Source organism: Mariniflexile fucanivorans, from assembly GCF_004341235.1.
In the GTDB taxonomy this organism is placed as follows: domain Bacteria; phylum Bacteroidota; class Bacteroidia; order Flavobacteriales; family Flavobacteriaceae; genus Mariniflexile; species Mariniflexile fucanivorans.
In genome coordinates this window covers 257,353-273,438 of record NZ_SLUP01000007.1, presented here as the reverse complement: position 1 = coordinate 273,438, position 16,086 = coordinate 257,353, and the positions used below count along the sequence as shown (strand labels likewise).

At 31.7% G+C, this 16,086-nt stretch carries 15 protein-coding genes and 1 tRNA gene; 8 read left to right on the top strand and 8 right to left on the bottom strand.

Annotation, left to right across the window (positions count from 1 at the left end):
* Positions 1 to 4: 4 nt before the first annotated feature.
* From EV196_RS15180 to EV196_RS15165, 4 genes are all read left to right on the top strand, one after another.
* A complete protein-coding gene (locus tag EV196_RS15180) occupies positions 5 to 3,232 on the top strand; it encodes a helicase-related protein (RefSeq protein ID WP_132218617.1) in 3,228 nt (1,075 codons plus the stop codon).
* Positions 3,232 to 3,888, top strand: a complete 657-nt coding sequence (locus EV196_RS15175) for a DUF4391 domain-containing protein (protein WP_132218616.1) — start codon at positions 3,232 to 3,234, stop codon at positions 3,886 to 3,888. The genes EV196_RS15180 and EV196_RS15175 overlap by 1 nt, the downstream gene beginning before the upstream one ends.
* Entirely contained in the window at positions 3,885 to 5,879 is a 1,995-nt protein-coding gene (locus tag EV196_RS15170) for an ATP-binding protein (protein WP_132218615.1), read from the top strand. The genes EV196_RS15175 and EV196_RS15170 overlap by 4 nt, the downstream gene beginning before the upstream one ends.
* 74 nt (positions 5,880 to 5,953) lie before the next feature.
* Positions 5,954 to 7,735 (top strand): ATP-dependent nuclease, encoded by a 1,782-nt coding sequence (locus EV196_RS15165; RefSeq protein ID WP_132218614.1) that lies wholly within the window; start codon positions 5,954 to 5,956, stop codon positions 7,733 to 7,735.
* 111 nt (positions 7,736 to 7,846) lie between these two features.
* On the opposite strand, the gene EV196_RS15160 is transcribed toward EV196_RS15165, so the two are convergent.
* Both EV196_RS15160 and EV196_RS15155 read right to left on the bottom strand, forming a co-directional pair.
* The gene (locus EV196_RS15160; protein WP_132218613.1) at positions 7,847 to 9,091 is read right to left on the bottom strand and encodes a site-specific integrase; all 1,245 of its coding nucleotides are present in this window, start codon (positions 9,089 to 9,091) and stop codon (positions 7,847 to 7,849) included.
* 235 nt (positions 9,092 to 9,326) lie between these two features.
* Positions 9,327 to 9,400 (bottom strand) — tRNA-Arg (locus EV196_RS15155).
* Positions 9,401 to 9,511: 111 nt separating this feature from the next.
* Between EV196_RS15155 and EV196_RS15150 the strand changes: the two genes are divergently transcribed.
* From EV196_RS15150 to EV196_RS15135, 4 genes are all read left to right on the top strand, one after another.
* Positions 9,512 to 10,069, top strand: a complete 558-nt coding sequence (locus EV196_RS15150; RefSeq protein WP_132218612.1) for a YeeE/YedE family protein — start codon at positions 9,512 to 9,514, stop codon at positions 10,067 to 10,069.
* Positions 10,070 to 10,135: 66 nt separating this feature from the next.
* The gene (locus tag EV196_RS15145) at positions 10,136 to 10,549 is read left to right on the top strand and encodes a DUF6691 family protein (protein WP_132218611.1); all 414 of its coding nucleotides are present in this window, start codon (positions 10,136 to 10,138) and stop codon (positions 10,547 to 10,549) included.
* An 88-nt stretch (positions 10,550 to 10,637) separates the two neighbouring features.
* Positions 10,638 to 10,841, top strand: a complete 204-nt coding sequence (locus EV196_RS15140) for a YgaP family membrane protein (RefSeq protein WP_132218610.1) — start codon at positions 10,638 to 10,640, stop codon at positions 10,839 to 10,841.
* Complete coding sequence (locus tag EV196_RS15135; protein WP_132218609.1) at positions 10,842 to 11,111, top strand: heavy-metal-associated domain-containing protein; 270 nt, start codon at positions 10,842 to 10,844, stop codon at positions 11,109 to 11,111.
* Here the strand turns inward: EV196_RS15135 and EV196_RS15130 are convergent.
* The 6 genes from EV196_RS15130 to EV196_RS15105 form a co-directional block, all read right to left on the bottom strand.
* Positions 11,108 to 11,383 (bottom strand): ATP-dependent Clp protease adaptor ClpS, encoded by a 276-nt coding sequence (locus EV196_RS15130; protein ID WP_132218608.1) that lies wholly within the window; start codon positions 11,381 to 11,383, stop codon positions 11,108 to 11,110. The two genes, EV196_RS15135 and EV196_RS15130, sit on opposite strands and share 4 nt — an antisense overlap.
* Before the next feature lie 16 nt (positions 11,384 to 11,399).
* On the bottom strand, positions 11,400 to 12,236 hold the full coding sequence (gene prmA, locus EV196_RS15125) for a 50S ribosomal protein L11 methyltransferase (RefSeq protein ID WP_132218607.1): 837 nt from the start codon (positions 12,234 to 12,236) through the stop codon (positions 11,400 to 11,402).
* Positions 12,237 to 12,516: 280 nt separating this feature from the next.
* On the bottom strand, positions 12,517 to 13,266 hold the full coding sequence (gene tpiA, locus EV196_RS15120; RefSeq protein WP_132218606.1) for a triose-phosphate isomerase: 750 nt from the start codon (positions 13,264 to 13,266) through the stop codon (positions 12,517 to 12,519).
* Positions 13,267 to 13,310: 44 nt separating this feature from the next.
* Entirely contained in the window at positions 13,311 to 13,799 is a 489-nt protein-coding gene (locus tag EV196_RS15115; RefSeq protein WP_132218605.1) for a TlpA family protein disulfide reductase, read from the bottom strand.
* Between the two features lie 32 nt (positions 13,800 to 13,831).
* Positions 13,832 to 14,908 (bottom strand): ABC transporter permease, encoded by a 1,077-nt coding sequence (locus tag EV196_RS15110; RefSeq protein WP_132218604.1) that lies wholly within the window; start codon positions 14,906 to 14,908, stop codon positions 13,832 to 13,834.
* A gap of 79 nt (positions 14,909 to 14,987) precedes the next feature.
* Positions 14,988 to 16,085 (bottom strand): BT_3928 family protein, encoded by a 1,098-nt coding sequence (locus tag EV196_RS15105; protein ID WP_132218603.1) that lies wholly within the window; start codon positions 16,083 to 16,085, stop codon positions 14,988 to 14,990.
* Position 16,086: the final 1 nt, after the last annotated feature.

Sequence of the window (16,086 nt, the reverse complement as noted above, 5' to 3'; positions counted from 1 at the left end):
CTAAATGAAATTAATTGACAACGTAAATAACCGCTTAGGTGATGATTTAAAAGAGAGTATCGAAAAGGGATGCAAGCTGAGTATCGCTGCTGCATCATTCTCTATTTATGCCTTTGAAGCCTTAAAAAAAGAGTTAGGCAAAATTGAAGATTTACGTTTTATTTTCTCTTCTCCAACGTTCATTGAACAAGGTTTTGAAAAACAGGACAGAAAGTTTTATATACCCCATATTTACAGAGAATCTGAATTATGTGGAGGCGAATTTGAGTTGCGTTTAATGAACCAACTTAATCAACGTGCCATAGCTAAAGAATGCTCTAAATGGGTAAAAGACAAAGTTACTTTCAAATCGAACAAACATAGTAACCTGCCTTTAAATGGTATGATTCATGTTAAAAATAAAGATGACAAAGAATATGCTTATTCCAACGTAAGTAGTTTTACGTCTTCAGATTTGGGTATCACTCACAAAAAGGGCTTCCCTACTTTAATTCAAAAATCAGATTTCCCAGACAGTAAAGCCTATTTGGAATGGTTTAATCAGGTTTGGGAAAATGAAGAAGACCTAAAAGATGTTACCGAAAAAGTACAAGAATACTTTGAAAATGCCTATAAAGAAAATAGTCCAGAGTTTATATATTTTATTACCCTCTACAATATTTTTAATGATTTTTTAGATGACCTATCTGTTGATAACCTACCCAATGACCAAATTGGTTTTAAAGAATCAGTTATTTGGAATAAACTTTACAATTTCCAACAAGATGCTGTTATTGGAGCTATCAATAAACTTGAAAAATACAAAGGCTGTATTTTAGCGGATAGTGTGGGTTTGGGTAAAACCTTTTCTGCTCTTGGTGTTATCAAATATTACGAAATGCGAAACAAAGACGTTTTAGTTCTTTGTCCAAAAAAATTAGAAGCAAACTGGAACACCTATCGCCATAATGATAAGAATAATATTTTAGCCAAAGACAGATTGCGTTATGATGTCCTATTCCATACAGATTTATCAAGGGACAGAGGGCAAAGTAATGGGCGCAATCTAGAGTCTGTTAATTGGGGTAATTATGGGCTTATTGTTATTGATGAATCCCATAATTTTAGAAACAACAGTACCGTAGTAGGCAAAGAAAATCGTTATCAAAAATTATTAAGAAAGGTCATTCAAGAAGGTATTGAAACAAAAGTTATGATGCTGTCTGCCACTCCCGTTAATAACCGTTTTAATGATTTGAAAAATCAATTGGCATTAGCTTATGAGGGAGAAGCTTCAAATATTGATGATAAGCTTGAAACAGATAAAGGCATTGATATAATTTTTAGAAGAGCGCAACAAGCGTTTAATATCTGGAGCAAATATGAAACGTCTGAGAGAACTACAGATAAATTATTGGATATGCTCGATTTTGATTTCTTTGAAATCCTAGATTCATTGACCATTGCTAGGTCTAGAAAACATATCACAACCTATTATGACACTACGGCTATTGGTAAATTTCCTAAAAGAAATAAACCCATTTCAATTCATAGTCCGCTCACTGATTCAATGGATGTTACCTATGTAGATATTGCCGAAAAGCTTACGCTTCTTAACCTGTCTGTTTACACACCATTAAACTATATCCTTCCAAGTAAAATGCAATTGTATGCCGACTTATATGATAAGACGGTAAAGTCTGGTAGATTGACCCAAATAGACCGCGAAAACAGTCTTCGTATTTTGATGCGTATCAATTTACTCAAACGCTTAGAAAGTTCGGTAGATTCTTTTAGAATTACACTAGAAGGCATTATTTCCCAAATTGAAAATGCCATTAAGGTTATTGATAAAGGTGACTCTGGAGCATACGAAGGCTTGCAGGCTAAATTAGATGATGAAAATTTTGATTGGGAAGCTGATTGGGGCGATGAAGAAAGTGTTATTGGCAGAAAAATCAAAGTTCATATCAATGATATGGATGCCACTAAATGGCGTGAAGATTTAAGCGAAGACCTTTTTATTTTAAACAATCTTTGGAGCGATGTTGTTGATATTATCGGTGAAAAAGACACCAAGTTACAGAGCCTTAAAACACTTATAAATAACAAAGTAGAAAAACCATTCAACACCAATAATAAAAAAGCAATTATATTCACAGCATTTGCCGATACGGCTAACTATCTCTATGAGCATTTAAATAACCATCTTAAAGAACAAAATGGTTTAAATACGGCACTCATAACAGGTTCTCGGAAATTGAGTAACTCAAAAAAAATACCTGCTGATTTAAATGCCATTTTATCTTGTTTTTCGCCAATATCTAAAGACAAAGCACAACTATACCCTAACACCCCTGAATCGATTGATTTACTAATTGCTACGGACTGTATATCAGAAGGGCAAAATCTTCAAGATTGCGACTATCTTATTAATTACGACATTCATTGGAATCCTGTTAGAATCATCCAACGTTTTGGAAGAATTGATCGAATAGGGTCTAAAAATGACAGCATCACTATGGTCAATTTTTGGCCAGATATTACACTGGATAATTACATCAACTTAAAGCAGCGCGTTGAAAGTAAAATGCTAATAAGCAACATGGCAAGTACTGGCGATGATAATATTTTAAACACTGATGAAAAGGATTTGGATTATCGAAAAATCCAATTAAAAAAACTTCAGGAAGAAGTTATCGACTTAGAAGATTTAAGAGAAGGGGTTAGCATTACTGACCTAGGTTTAAATGATTTCCGTGTAGATTTAACCAATTTAATTAAGGAATACGGTGAATTAAAGAATATTCCAGAAGGACTGCATGCCGTAGTTAAATCAACACCAATACTTGAATCTGGAGTGATTTTTGTCCTTAAAAATCTAAATTCAGGCATTAATATAAATAAACTTAATCGCTTACATCCTTATTACATGGTTTATATAAAAGAAAATGGGGAACTTCTTTTAAACCATGTTGATTCCAAGAAAATTTTAGATGCTGTAAGAATGCTATGTAAAGGCATCCACAAACCTATAACTCAGCTTTGCCAAGAACTAAACAACCTAACAGATGAGTATCATGATATGCATGAGTTTTCTCAATTACTCAAAAAGAGTATTTCAAGCATCTTGCAAGTTGAAGAAGAAAAAGAAGTTTTGAGCCTTTTTAAATCTGGTGGTACTACAGCATTACAAGATAAAATTAAGGGCATTGAAGATTTTAAATTAATTTCATTTTTGATTGTTAGATAATGGATAATTTTGACCTTCCAATATCGACAAAAGTCCAAAGGGTAATCCCCAAAAATGCCTTTGATAAATATACCAATACGAAACAGAAAAAACTATTTACAGATATAATAAATAGAATTGTATGGACTCATAAACTATCAACAGAAACAACCAATCTTGCATCAAAAGAGATAAAGGAAATTCAAGTTTTTAAGATTGAATTAAAAGTTAAAGAAGATATACAAACCTTACTTAATATTATAGATAAATCTATCCCTTATCCTATAATCTTTATTATTAAATATGTTGGAGAAATGTCCGTAGTTACTTCAACCAAACATCCTCACCCCATAAATGAAGACAATTCAATTATAGATTGGACATTTAAATCGGGTTGGTTCAAAATTCAAGAAAACAAATACATTATAAATTTAAAAAGTAATTTAGATAATGTTTACAAAGATATTTGTATTCAATTATCAGGTAAGCCCGAATTTCAGAAAAAACCCCTTTCTAAAATTGTTGAATATCAAAAAAAGGTTGATACATTAGAAAATGAGATTTTAAGGCTTTCAGCAAGCATAACCAAAACGAAACAATTTAATAAGAAAGTTGAGCTGAATAATGATTTAAACAATAAAAAAGGAATTCTTGAAAGATTAAAGGACAAACCATGAGCAGAATTAACATCCAAGGCACAATTGATAATATTAAAAGTAAATCAAACGTATACACACCGATAATAGAAGCTGTAGTAAATTCTATTGACTCAATTACAAAGAAAAAAATCGAGAATGGAAAAATTGAAATCCATTTGTTAAGGGATACTCAATTAGAGTTGGATGATTCTAAACCTGCCATTAAAGGTATAATTATAAGAGACAATGGGAATGGTTTTAATTCTATAAATAGAGAATCTTTTGATACTTTTTATAGCCAAGAGAAAAAGGATATTGGAGGTAAGGGGTTTGGTCGGTTTATGTTCGTAAAATATTTTAACAATGTATCTATTATTAGTGTTTTTAAAGATGAAGAAAAATTAAAAGAAAGAAAATTTGATTTTGGAAGAAAATTTGAAATCATTGAAAATGAAAAAATTTCTGAAACTAATTCCAAAGACACTTATGCAGAAGTATCACTATTAAATTTAAAAGACCAAAAAAGTTTTGATAAAAATATTGATACAATAGCTAGAAAATTACTAGATAAATTATTGATTTTCTTTTTAAGAAATGATTTTAAATGTCCTCTCATAATTGTAAAAGATAATGATGGACAATCAATTGTTTTAAATGATTATTTATCAGCTGAAAATGAAATTCAATTAATTGGTGAAAAGCAATTTAAACTGGGTGAAAACTCAGATAATTTAGAAATATTTAATGTAAAAATATTTAAAATGTACTTTGCAGGTAAGCAAAAAAGCAGGGTTATATTGACAGCTAATAATAGGGCGGTAACCGAAACAAACCTTCATAAGTATATTCCAGAATTTGAAGATGAATTTTTTGATAGAATAGATGAAGGTTCAAAAGCTACCTCAAAAAATTATATCATTAGATCATATGTCATAGGTAATTATTTAGACAATAGTGTTTCCTTGGAACGAGAAACTTTTGATTTTGATAAAGAAATATCAACCATTTATAATCCTTATTCTCAAAAAGATATTGAAAGCCAAACATCAATAGAAACAAAAAAACTTTTTGATACTGAAGTTTCAACTAGGGCAGAAAAAAAAGTTGCAAGAATTAAATCGTATGTTTCGGAACAAGCCCCCTGGCATAAATCTTATTTCTCAGAACTTGATTTATCGAATATACCTTATAACATCAAAGAAAGTGAAATTGAAACAGAGCTTCAAAAAATAAAATTCAAAAAAGAACAATTTACTAAATCTGAATTACAACGTCTGCTATCAGAAAACGGAGAAGCTGACCAGGATAAAATTTCAAAAGCTATTTCAACAATATCAGAAATTGGAAAAAGCGATTTAGCCCATTATGTATTTAATCGAAAAACGGTTTTAGACGCAATGAATCAACTATTGAAAAGAAGAGATGATGGTAAGGGTGAACTAGAGAAAGACATTCATAACCTAATTTATCCAATGGGCAAAGATTCTGAAACTACCGATTATAGTGACCATAATTTATGGATTTTGGATGAACGTTTAGTATTTTCTGAATATGTTGCGTCCGATAAAAAAATAGGAACTAAGAAAGATGCACTGAAAGAACCAGACTTAATTGTATTTGATAAAAAGAATTCTTTTAGAAATGGAGATAATGAATTCAGCAATCCACTTACAATTTTTGAATTTAAAAGACCTAAGAGAACAACTTATAAAGAAGATGATGACCCTGTAATGCAAATTGGCAAATATTTAAAGGACATAAGACAGGGCAAATATGAAATGCCTGAGGGACTGGAGCCAATTAAAGTAAATGAAAATACACCTGTGTATGGTTATATTGTATGCACCATTAATGACAAAATTCGAGAGTTTGCAGATAAACATCAATTAACAATAAGCCCCGATGGTGATAGTTATTTTGGGTTTCATAGAGGATATAAGATGTATATTGAAGTAATTGGTTTCAACAAATTGCTTAAAGATGCTACATTAAGAAACAAAATATTCTTTAAAAAACTGCAACTAGAATAACAGAATATTGCGAATGGTAATAAACAAGTGTTTCAGCAAGTATAAGCAAAACAATTTAATAAAAAAGAGCTGATATGAGAATATATGATATAACTATTAAAAACTTTAGAGGAATTGCTGAACTATCCAAATTAAAGGTAGGAGAAATCAATTCATTCGTTGGTAAAAACGATTCAGGCAAATCTAATATCCTAAAAGCTCTAAATACTTTTTTTAATGATAAATTTGATAACAATGATATCTTTAAAGGGATTAATGACGGTGAAAAAACAGAGATATCTTTAAGATTTACACCAAGTGAAGAAGTAAACTCATTAGCATTAGATGCTGATGGAAAGATACATTTAAAAAAGACTTTTGAATTCTCTTCAGCAGGAAGAGTAGTAAAAACGTTTAATTATATATGTAATGATATTAACAGTGATAAATATTCCAATTGTTGGGGAATTAAAGAATCTGATATAAACAGCTATTGTACTGCCCTTGAAATTGATTATTCTCGTTCTGGAAGAGGTGTAACAAATGCTTCTAAAATTACCCTTATAGATGAAAATACGATTGCTCTTGGTAGAATTCAAAAAGAACATGAAGCTACCGAATTTCTTAAGAATATTAAAAAACAATATTCGTTTGTTGAATTACCTGAATACTCACTCTTTGATGCCGAACAAGATTTAAATATAAGTTCAACATCATTTCAAAGTCAGTTTAAACCGATAGCAACAGAATCATTAAACAGAAATTTTGCTTTAACTGACCAAATTGAAACAAATGTGCAAACAGATTTAGAAACTGAATTCGCTGCAATTACAACATTAATGCAAAAAAATGTTCCAGAATTAGAAAAAATAAAAACTTCTCCTTCTTGCAATTGGGGAAATCTAGTGAAGTTTGACCTTTCCTTAAAATTCAGAAACGATAATTATGATATTCCTATCTCAAACAAAGGTACTGGATTTAAAAGGCTACTTATGGTTGCTTACTTTGAATATCTGGCTCAGAAAACAACAAAGCAATATCAAATATTTGGAATTGAAGAACCCGAAACATTTTTACATCCTGAATTACAACAAGATTTATTAGATTCTATAGTTGAGCTATCGGATAATAGTCAGTTCTTCTTAACCACTCACTCCCCTGTTTTTGCAGGTTCAACAAAGGATTCTAATATAATAGTTGTAAAAAAAGAAAATGAAGTATCTACATACTATAATTACGAAAATGAAGATGAAATTTTAAATGTTGTAATTCAAGAACTAGGAATAAAACCAAATTACAACTTATTGAATGATAATTATAGAAAAGCAATCTTTGTAGAAGGCAGTGGTGATGTTAATTTTTGGCAAATTGCATTTGAAAAAATTAACGGGGTTTTGCCTGATGATATCCTATTTGTCCCTTGCGGTGGAGATCAAATAGATTTCTTTGTCAATGCACATCTTTGTAGAAAAATTAACAGAAAGTTTATTGTCGTAGTAGACTCCGACAAAGGGGCTATTGATTACAATAATAAACTTGCAAATAAAGCGCAGCTAATAGAAAATGTTGAAAACTTGGGAGGAAAAGCTTTTATTTTACACAAAAGAGAAATTGAGAACTATTACTCAAAAGAAGCAATTCAAAGACTACTAGGTGCTAATTTCCCATTACCCGTTGAATTTCAAATTGAGGATTTTAAAGATATCAAAGAAGAAATTAAAACACATATTCTTGCCGTATATCCAAACAATTTTAAAGCAAAAAATAACTTTGATATATTCAAAGAAATGACAAAAGATGAATGGTTAGCTTCAGGTGTTACAGTGGGTGACTCAACAGATTTAGAAATAATTATTAATAAAATACTAGAAAAATAATATCTCTAGTATGAAAAATGTTTTGCATGGAAATAAAAGAAGGGTCTCAATATCTTGAAACCCTTGTTATTCCTAATACCTATAAGTTGTCTCTAATCAGTCACCTTCAAATTATGAATTTAAGCTTTTACTTTGAATATGGAGTTTGGCTTTTAAGACTTCCATATCATCACTAACCTTTCTCTCTACCACTCTGGCATAAATTTGAGTTGTTGATATTTTTGTATGACTTAATAATTTAGATACGGTTTCAATTGGTACACCATTACTCAAAGTGACAGTTGTTGCAAATGTGTGTCGGGCCATGTGAAAGGTTAAGTTCTTTTTAATCCCACAGGCATCTGCTACTTCTTTTAAATAGAGATTTAATTTCTCATTGGTAATAACAGGAAACAGAGTGCCTGTTATTTGTGTCATGGGATGGTCTTTATATTTATCTAACAGTTCTTGAGCTTTATCCAATATGGGTACTTTGATTGGTATTTTTGTCTTTTGACGCTTTGATATAATCCAATCATTGCCATCAATTCCCTTGCAAATATTGAAATCATTAAGAGTAATGATATCCGCATAACTGATTCCTGTATAACAACTAAATACAAATAAGTCCCTAACTCTTTCCAAACGCTCTATTGGGAAATAATAAGTTTCTAAATTGGAGAGTTCGTTCTCCGATAAAAATTCGCGTTCCTTCTTTTCCCATGTTGGTTTCCATCTCATGAATGGGTCTTTATCCACCCACTCCATATGAAAAGCCAATGTTACCATTTTACGTAAACGCTGTAAATGCTTCATAACCGTATTATGGTTCATTGCCTTTGGATGGCCTTTTGGCCAATATCTATGTAGAAAAGTTTCAAAATCGCAAATGAATTTGTAATCCAGCTGTTTTAGGAATATGTCCGTGGTTTTTAATGATGTCTTAAGAAACCTTTTTATGTAGTTTTCGGTGATTCCAAAATTGATGATGGTACCTAGTGCCAAAGTGCTTTCGATTTTTCGGGCATGATAATCTATGAGCTCCTGAAGTGTTTTACTTGACTCTAACTCTCCTGCGTAACTGGCTTTAATGAGTTGAGCCGTGATTAATTCTCCCTTGAATTTCAAATCTTGATAGCATTGAAATAATTGAGTGTGCAATTGGTCTAAATACAGATTTATTTGCCTGGCTTCACTTGAAGTTCCTTTTGCCCTTTTCTTTTTAGCATCCCAAAGTGAGATTGCAATTTTTCTTTTGAGGCTTAAGTTTGCTCGTTTGCCATCAGCTGTAATTCTGGCATAAAGTAATGCCTGGTCATCATTCGTGTTTTTTTGGTCCGCCCAAAAAAGAATGGAAAAAGTGTTTGTGGTTCTCATAGTTGTCGTCTTTAAATTATAAAAAAATTATCAGAACGAAAGTCAAATCAACTATACCAATTCAATATACAAAATTTTCGAAAGTGTCAGTTCGAACTGACACTTTGAAATTTAACTGTCGAATAGCTACCATTTAAATTCAAAACAAATCAAATTTAATGAACCCCTAAAAACCTGAAAACCACACAATTCATAAGAATTGTGTGGTTTTAGTAGCTATTTAATTAGCTTTTAGTGACCTCGACTGGATTCAAACCAGTAACCTCTTGAGCCGTAATCAAGTGCGCTATTCAGTTGCGCCACGAGGCCTTTTTGTGGGTGCAAATATAGTATTTTTATTAAAATTCCACCATTTTTTTTTACAAATTTGCATTTCATTACTTTTACAAACTTTAAACCTAATTTTTATACATAACAAGTATGAATTATATTCTAAATCCATGGCCATGGTATGTTTCTGGCCCCCTAATTACACTTGTAATGGCGTTATTACTTTATTTCGGCAAAACTTTTGGTATGTCTTCAAATTTAAGAACCATGTGCTCTATAGCTGGAGCGGGTAAAGTTTCAGATTTTTTTAAATTTAACTGGAAAGAAAACTTGTGGAATTTAGTTGTTATTGTAGGTGCTATTCTTGGTGGATTTATTGGAATCCATTATTTATCAAATGATAGTGTTACTACTTTAAACCCTACAACTATTGAAGAAATCAAAAATTTAGGTTTTAACAATGTTGGAGCACATTTAGTTCCACCTGAAATCTACAATTTGGATGTGGTTTTTTCAGTAAAAGGATTTTTAATACTCATAGCCGGTGGATTTCTAATTGGATTTGGAACACGTTATGCTGATGGCTGTACTTCCGGACATGCCATTAGCGGACTTAGCAGTTTACAAAAACCATCGTTAATTGCCGTTATTGGTTTTTTTCTTGGCGGATTAATAATGACTAACTTTATTATACCTCTTATTTTTTAACTTATGAAACGAGCAAATTATATAAGAATTTATACTAAAAATTTTAAAAACAATAAAACTAAATAAATGAAATATTTAAAATTTTTACTAGTAGGAATGCTTTTCGGAATAATTTTAGTTAAATCTGAAGCAGTATCTTGGTATCGAATTTACGAAATGTTTAGGTTTCAATCATTTCACATGTATGGCATCATTGGAACTGCCATTATAACCGGTATTATATTTCTTCAAGTTTCTAAAAGAGGGTTTATAAAAGGATTTAAAGGTGCTGAAATATTTGTTCCCAAAAAAGAAAACGGTTTTGTTCGCTATATTATTGGCGGTACTATTTTCGGACTTGGCTGGGCACTAATTGGCGCTTGTCCTGGTCCGTTATATATTTTATTAGGCACCGGAGTTTACAGTATGCTTATTGTAATTGCCGCCGCTATGTTAGGAACATTTGTTTACGGAATTTTAAAAAGTAAATTGCCCCATTAATTTTTAGCTTTCTATTTTTTTGTTTTGTAATTTTGATAGACTTCAGAAATATAGTTTAAGATTACTGTTTAACTAATTTATTACAACTATGAAAAAAAACATGGGAACAGCAGATAAAAGTATAAGAGTTCTTATTGCTATTATTATTGCATTATTATATTATTTCGATATTGTTGAAGGAACTTTAGCTTACATTTTAATGGCTTTTGCTATTATATTTTTATTAACAAGTTTCATTAGTTTTTGTCCACTTTATACTCTTTTCGGAATAAACACTTGTAAAACAAAATAGATGAATACCACTTTTGAAATTCAGAATTTAAAATGTCACGGTTGTGCAAACACCATTACAACCAAATTATCAGCCTTAAAAGGCATTGATGAGGTTGTTGTAAATAATGAAAATAATACCGTTTCATTTAATTATGAAGATGAAGAAACGATAAGTACAGCAAAAGATTTATTGCATAATATTGGTTATCCTACTGTGGGAGAAAAAAATGCCTTAACTACCAAAGCAAAATCTTTTGTAAGCTGTGCTATTGGCAGAATGAATAATTAAATTATTTCGGCACTTAAACCAGCCTCAAGCAACATCGTGCAACGTGGTTTTAAATCGTCGTACAAACCTGTTTTTACGGTGCACTTGCCTTTATAATGCACCAACATAGCGCATTGTTCTGCTTGTTCTGCAGTGTGGTCGCATGCATAAATAAGTGTATTTATAACATGATCGAAGGTGTTAACATCATCATTATGCAACACAATTTCATTTTGGGTAAGTACTTCTTCTTGAAGTAGTACTTCTTCAGATGTTTTTTCTTTAGTACTCATTTTGCAAAAGTTTTTACTAATTTAAAAATTTTAGAGCAACCCAATGGTTTCTTTCTAATTTTTCATCAAATTTTAACAAATACTTTTCGCACACTTCTTGTATTACTGGAATATCATCGTTATAAAATCCGGATAAAAATAGGAGTCCCCCTTTGTTTAAACACGACACATAAGCTTCCATATCGTTCAATAAGATATTACGATTGATGTTTGCTATTATAATATCGTATTTTTTTCCTTTTAAAACGCTTGCATCCCCTTCTATAACTGTAATGTTTTTACAATTATTGCGTTCTACATTTTCAATACTATTTAAATAGCACCAGTTATCATAATCTACAGCATCAATAGGTTTTGCGCCTTTTATTTCGGCTAAAATGGCTAAAACACCGGTTCCACAACCCATATCTAAAACCGATTTGTTTGTGAAATCATTTTTTAAAATATGCTGAATCATCATGTGGGTAGTTTCGTGATGCCCTGTACCAAAACTCATTTTTGGTTCAATAATGATATCGTATTTTGTATTTGGTTTTTCGTGAAATGGTGCACGTACCGAACAAACATCATCCACAACAATCGGGTTAAAATTCTTTTCCCATTCTTCATTCCAATTAGTTTGTTCAATTTCGTTGAATGTGAAATCGATTTTAAATTCTTCGGAATTTAATATTTGAACATCATTAAGTATTTCATTATTCCATTCTTCCTTTTGAATGTATGCTATTACTCCGTCTTCGGTTTCAACAAAACTTTCAAAACCGGCATAACCAAGCTCTGCAATAAGAATTTCAACTCCAGGTTGTAATGGGGTTACTTTAAAGTCGTAACCTATATATATGATGTTGGACATGATGAATTACGATTTTTGATATATGAATATGGTAATTTGTTTTAATTTGCGTTAGCAATTACTCATCCATTTTATTTTTAAATTTTGAAATCGTGAATGCTTCGCATTTGAAGTGAAAGTTCTTTTTAAAACTTAGATAAAACTACCATTGTAAAGACTTAAAATTGGCAGATTACCACGTCCTTCATCCTCGCAATGACGTTTAAAAAGAATGTTACAAAAAGCGCAACCCCGATTTTTTCGGGGTAACGCCCTTATTTTATTTTAGCTGATGTATTACTTAAAATGCATTTACAATAGCGAAAAAGTCGTCTGCATTAAGCGCAGCACCACCAATTAAACCACCATCTACATCTGGTTTTCCAAAAATTTCTTGTGCGTTGTTTGGTTTTACGCTACCGCCGTAAAGAATAGACATGTTGTTTGCTACATCGGCACCATATTTATTAGCCAACGTTTTACGGATGAATGCGTGCATGTCTTGGGCTTGCTCTGGACTTGCTGTTTCGCCCGTACCAATGGCCCAAACAGGCTCGTAAGCCAACACGATGTTTTTAAACGCTGAAGCATCTAAATGAAATAAAGCATTTTTAATTTGGCTTTCTACAACGGCTTCGTGGTTTCCAGATTTTCTATCGGCTAAAACCTCACCAAAACAGAAAATTGTACGTAGATCATTTGTTAAGGCTGCATCTACTTTTTTAGCTAAAATTTCATCGGTTTCACCAAAATATTCTCTGCGCTCGCTATGTCCTAAAATAACGGTTTTTACACCTACGCTTTTAAGCATGCTTGCACTAATTTCTCCTGTATAAGCACCACTTTCCGCAAAATGCATGTTTTGAGCAATAACCTCAATTTCAGTATCTTTTAACGTTTGGTAAGCTTGCCATAAGTTGGTGAACGTTGGGGCAATCATTACTTCTGCTTTAGTGGTTTTAACTTGACCTTTTAAGTTTGTAATTAGCGTTTCAGTTTGCGCTAAATCATTGTTCATTTTCCAGTTTCCTGCTACTATTTGTTTTCTCATTTTTAATGTACCCTTCTTTAATGGAAGGGATTTTTATTAAATATTTATAATGTGTTTTTTAAATTTTCATCGTCTGCTTCAATGGCTTTGAATAATTTTATGTTGCCATTTTCATCCATAACCATGTATCTTGGTATCCAATCTAGCTTTATAAATTCTCCAAAAGAGCCTTTCCAACCAGATTGCATAAAGTAATTTTGACCGTTTACTTTATATTTTTTAATGCCTTTTTTCCAAGCATCCTGAGTTTTATCTAAGGATAAAAATATATAGGTCGCATTGGGATTCGCTTTTTGTAAGGCGTTCACTTTTGGCATGCCTTTAATACAATCACTACACCAAGAGGCCCAAACATCTACGACAATCATTTTTCCTCTATTGGCTTCCAAAATAGCTTTGAATGTTGTTGTAGTGCCTTCTAATGTTACAAATGTATCGTTTAGAGCTGCTTCTGAAAATACAATTGGTGTTTCTTCTTGTGCTTTGCAACTTAAAACACTCAAAAACAAGATTACCATAAATTTTATTTTCATATACTTAAAATTTATTTTTAGAAGATGCAAATTTACTGAAGTTTTACTTTAGGGTCTAACCAAACGTAAATTATATCTACAAAAATATTGATTATGATAAATAATAGCGCAATTATTAAAACCGAACCCATAATCACAGGTAAATCCAATGTGTTTAAGGCATTTACAATTTCTTTTCCTAAACCGTTCCAACCGAAAATATACTCTACAAAAACGGCTCCTGCCAACATGGAAGCAAACCAACCAGAAATGGCTGTTACCACAGGGTTTAACGCATTTTTTAAAGCATGCCTTCTTATAATTTGATATTCACTTAACCCTTTTGCCCTGGCGGTTCGAATGTAATCTTGGTTGAATACTTCCAATAATGAATTTCGCATCAATTGAATAACAACTGCCAAAGGGCGAATACCCAAAACGATAGCTGGCAGAATTAGATTTTTTAATTTTAGGTGATTTGATTCGCCAAAATCGTCCAATTCAAAAAGACTTCCCGTCATTTCCAAATGGGTATATTTATGCAATACAAAGCCAAAGAACCAAGCAAATAAAATGGCGCTAAAAAACGATGGAATACTCATACCAAAAGTGCTAAATATTTGAATGGTTTTATCGAGCCACTGGTCTTTATACAATGCTGAAACAATACCTAATATAATACCTATGAACATGGCGATTATAATCGCAGAAACTGCTAAAACAAAGGTATTAGGCAAGGTTTCACCTAAAACCTGAGTCACTTTTTTTCCTTGTTTGGTGAATGACTCCCTTAAATACGGAAACTTTAAAACCGTTGTGGTATTTCCTATTGAAAATAATGGAACTGCAGAATATTTTCCTGTTTTTAAAAAGGTATAATCGCTTTCATTTTTTGAGTGAAAGGATATGGGCGATAAATCGTTCAAATAATAAAAATACTGTGTACTGATGGGTTTATCGAAACCATATTTTTGTTTTACTATGGCCAATTGGTCGCTGCCCTCATTTTGTCCCAACATCATTTGCGCAGGATCTCCAGGTAACACATTGAATAAAAAGAATATAACGGTAACTACCCCAAATAATGTGAGTAGTGCGTATGTAATTTTATTTAGGATATAGCTTATCAAATAGTTTATTTGTTGAGTTGTTTATTTGTTGATTGTTAGACTGAAAACCGTGACTGTGACTGTGACTGTAGCTGAAAAATCACAACTTCAAATCATCCAAATCATTCCAATGTACTTTTTGTTTAATGGTCCCTTTTTCTATTTCTAAAATTCCAGGATTAGAACGTACTATGGTTTTTATTGCTTTTTCATCGCATAAATAAAAGTCGAAATTTAAATTGTATTTCTTTATTATTTTTTGTTTCACGGCTTCACCAGATGCGGTTAAACCTATTACTTTATAACCTTTTTTCAAAGCGGCATCAGACATGGTTTTTAATTTTTCTGCACCTGCTTTTTCCATAGTTTCCATATTATAAGCAGCAACCAAAATTAGTTTTTCTTCTGAAAGAAATTTTTCTGTTAAGTCGTCTCCTTCAGAATTTTCAATAGAAAAATCGTAAATTGGAGGCATATAACCTTCATCGATAACTTTAGAATCAACACTTACAAAATCGCCTTTAACATCTGGATACGAACCATTTGTAGTGATTACTTTTTCTTCACCATCCACATTAAATTTCCAATAATATTCTACAACAGGTTTTTGCGCATTTTCGGGTATAGACATCCCTTCTGAAATATTATTCCCTATTTTATATGCTCTAAAATCTACTACGGGCAAATGCATCAATACATGGTATCCCAACCAAAAACTAAAAATAAAACTTAAAAGAGCTAAAATGGTGGTTTGCAAACTACTGAATACTGGTTTGATGTGTTTTACCCCAAAAAATAATATGAAAACAAAAAATAAGAGCACCACGTCTTTAGTAAAAGTGCCCCATGGAGTCAATTTTAAAGCATCACCAAAACAACCACAATCTTTCACTTTGTCAAAATACGCTGAGTAAAAGGTTAAAAATGTGAAAAACACAATCATTAACAACAAACTCCAAACTGTAAATTTAGGTTTGTATCCAATAATTAAAAACACACCTAAAACCACTTCAAAAACCACGACCAGCACAGAAATTATTAAAGCGTACGGTTCTAGAAACGGGATGTTTAAAACGTCTGGACTAAAATATTCCTGTAATTTGTATGAAAACCCAAGTGGGTCATTCAATTTTATTAATCCGGAAATGATGAATAAAATACCTACTAAAATTCTTGATAAGCTTACTAATAACTTCATA

Bases quoted from the DNA above. Each gene is read 5' to 3' on its own strand.
- EV196_RS15135 (WP_132218609.1), top strand. From the start codon at position 10,842: ATGAATACCACTTTTGAAATTCAGAATTTAAAATGTCACGGTTGTGCA.
- EV196_RS15130 (WP_132218608.1), bottom strand. From the start codon at position 11,383: ATGAGTACTAAAGAAAAAACATCTGAAGAAGTACTACTTCAAGAAGAA.
- EV196_RS15175 (WP_132218616.1), top strand. From the start codon at position 3,232: ATGGATAATTTTGACCTTCCAATATCGACAAAAGTCCAAAGGGTAATC.
- EV196_RS15145 (WP_132218611.1), top strand. From the start codon at position 10,136: ATGAAATATTTAAAATTTTTACTAGTAGGAATGCTTTTCGGAATAATT.
- EV196_RS15170 (WP_132218615.1), top strand. From the start codon at position 3,885: ATGAGCAGAATTAACATCCAAGGCACAATTGATAATATTAAAAGTAAA.
- tpiA (WP_132218606.1), bottom strand. From the start codon at position 13,266: ATGAGAAAACAAATAGTAGCAGGAAACTGGAAAATGAACAATGATTTA.
- EV196_RS15115 (WP_132218605.1), bottom strand. From the start codon at position 13,799: ATGAAAATAAAATTTATGGTAATCTTGTTTTTGAGTGTTTTAAGTTGC.
- EV196_RS15150 (WP_132218612.1), top strand. From the start codon at position 9,512: ATGAATTATATTCTAAATCCATGGCCATGGTATGTTTCTGGCCCCCTA.
- EV196_RS15165 (WP_132218614.1), top strand. From the start codon at position 5,954: ATGAGAATATATGATATAACTATTAAAAACTTTAGAGGAATTGCTGAA.
- EV196_RS15180 (WP_132218617.1), top strand. From the start codon at position 5: ATGAAATTAATTGACAACGTAAATAACCGCTTAGGTGATGATTTAAAA.
- EV196_RS15140 (WP_132218610.1), top strand. From the start codon at position 10,638: ATGAAAAAAAACATGGGAACAGCAGATAAAAGTATAAGAGTTCTTATT.
- prmA (WP_132218607.1), bottom strand. From the start codon at position 12,236: ATGTCCAACATCATATATATAGGTTACGACTTTAAAGTAACCCCATTA.
- EV196_RS15105 (WP_132218603.1), bottom strand. From the start codon at position 16,085: ATGAAGTTATTAGTAAGCTTATCAAGAATTTTAGTAGGTATTTTATTC.
- EV196_RS15160 (WP_132218613.1), bottom strand. From the start codon at position 9,091: ATGAGAACCACAAACACTTTTTCCATTCTTTTTTGGGCGGACCAAAAA.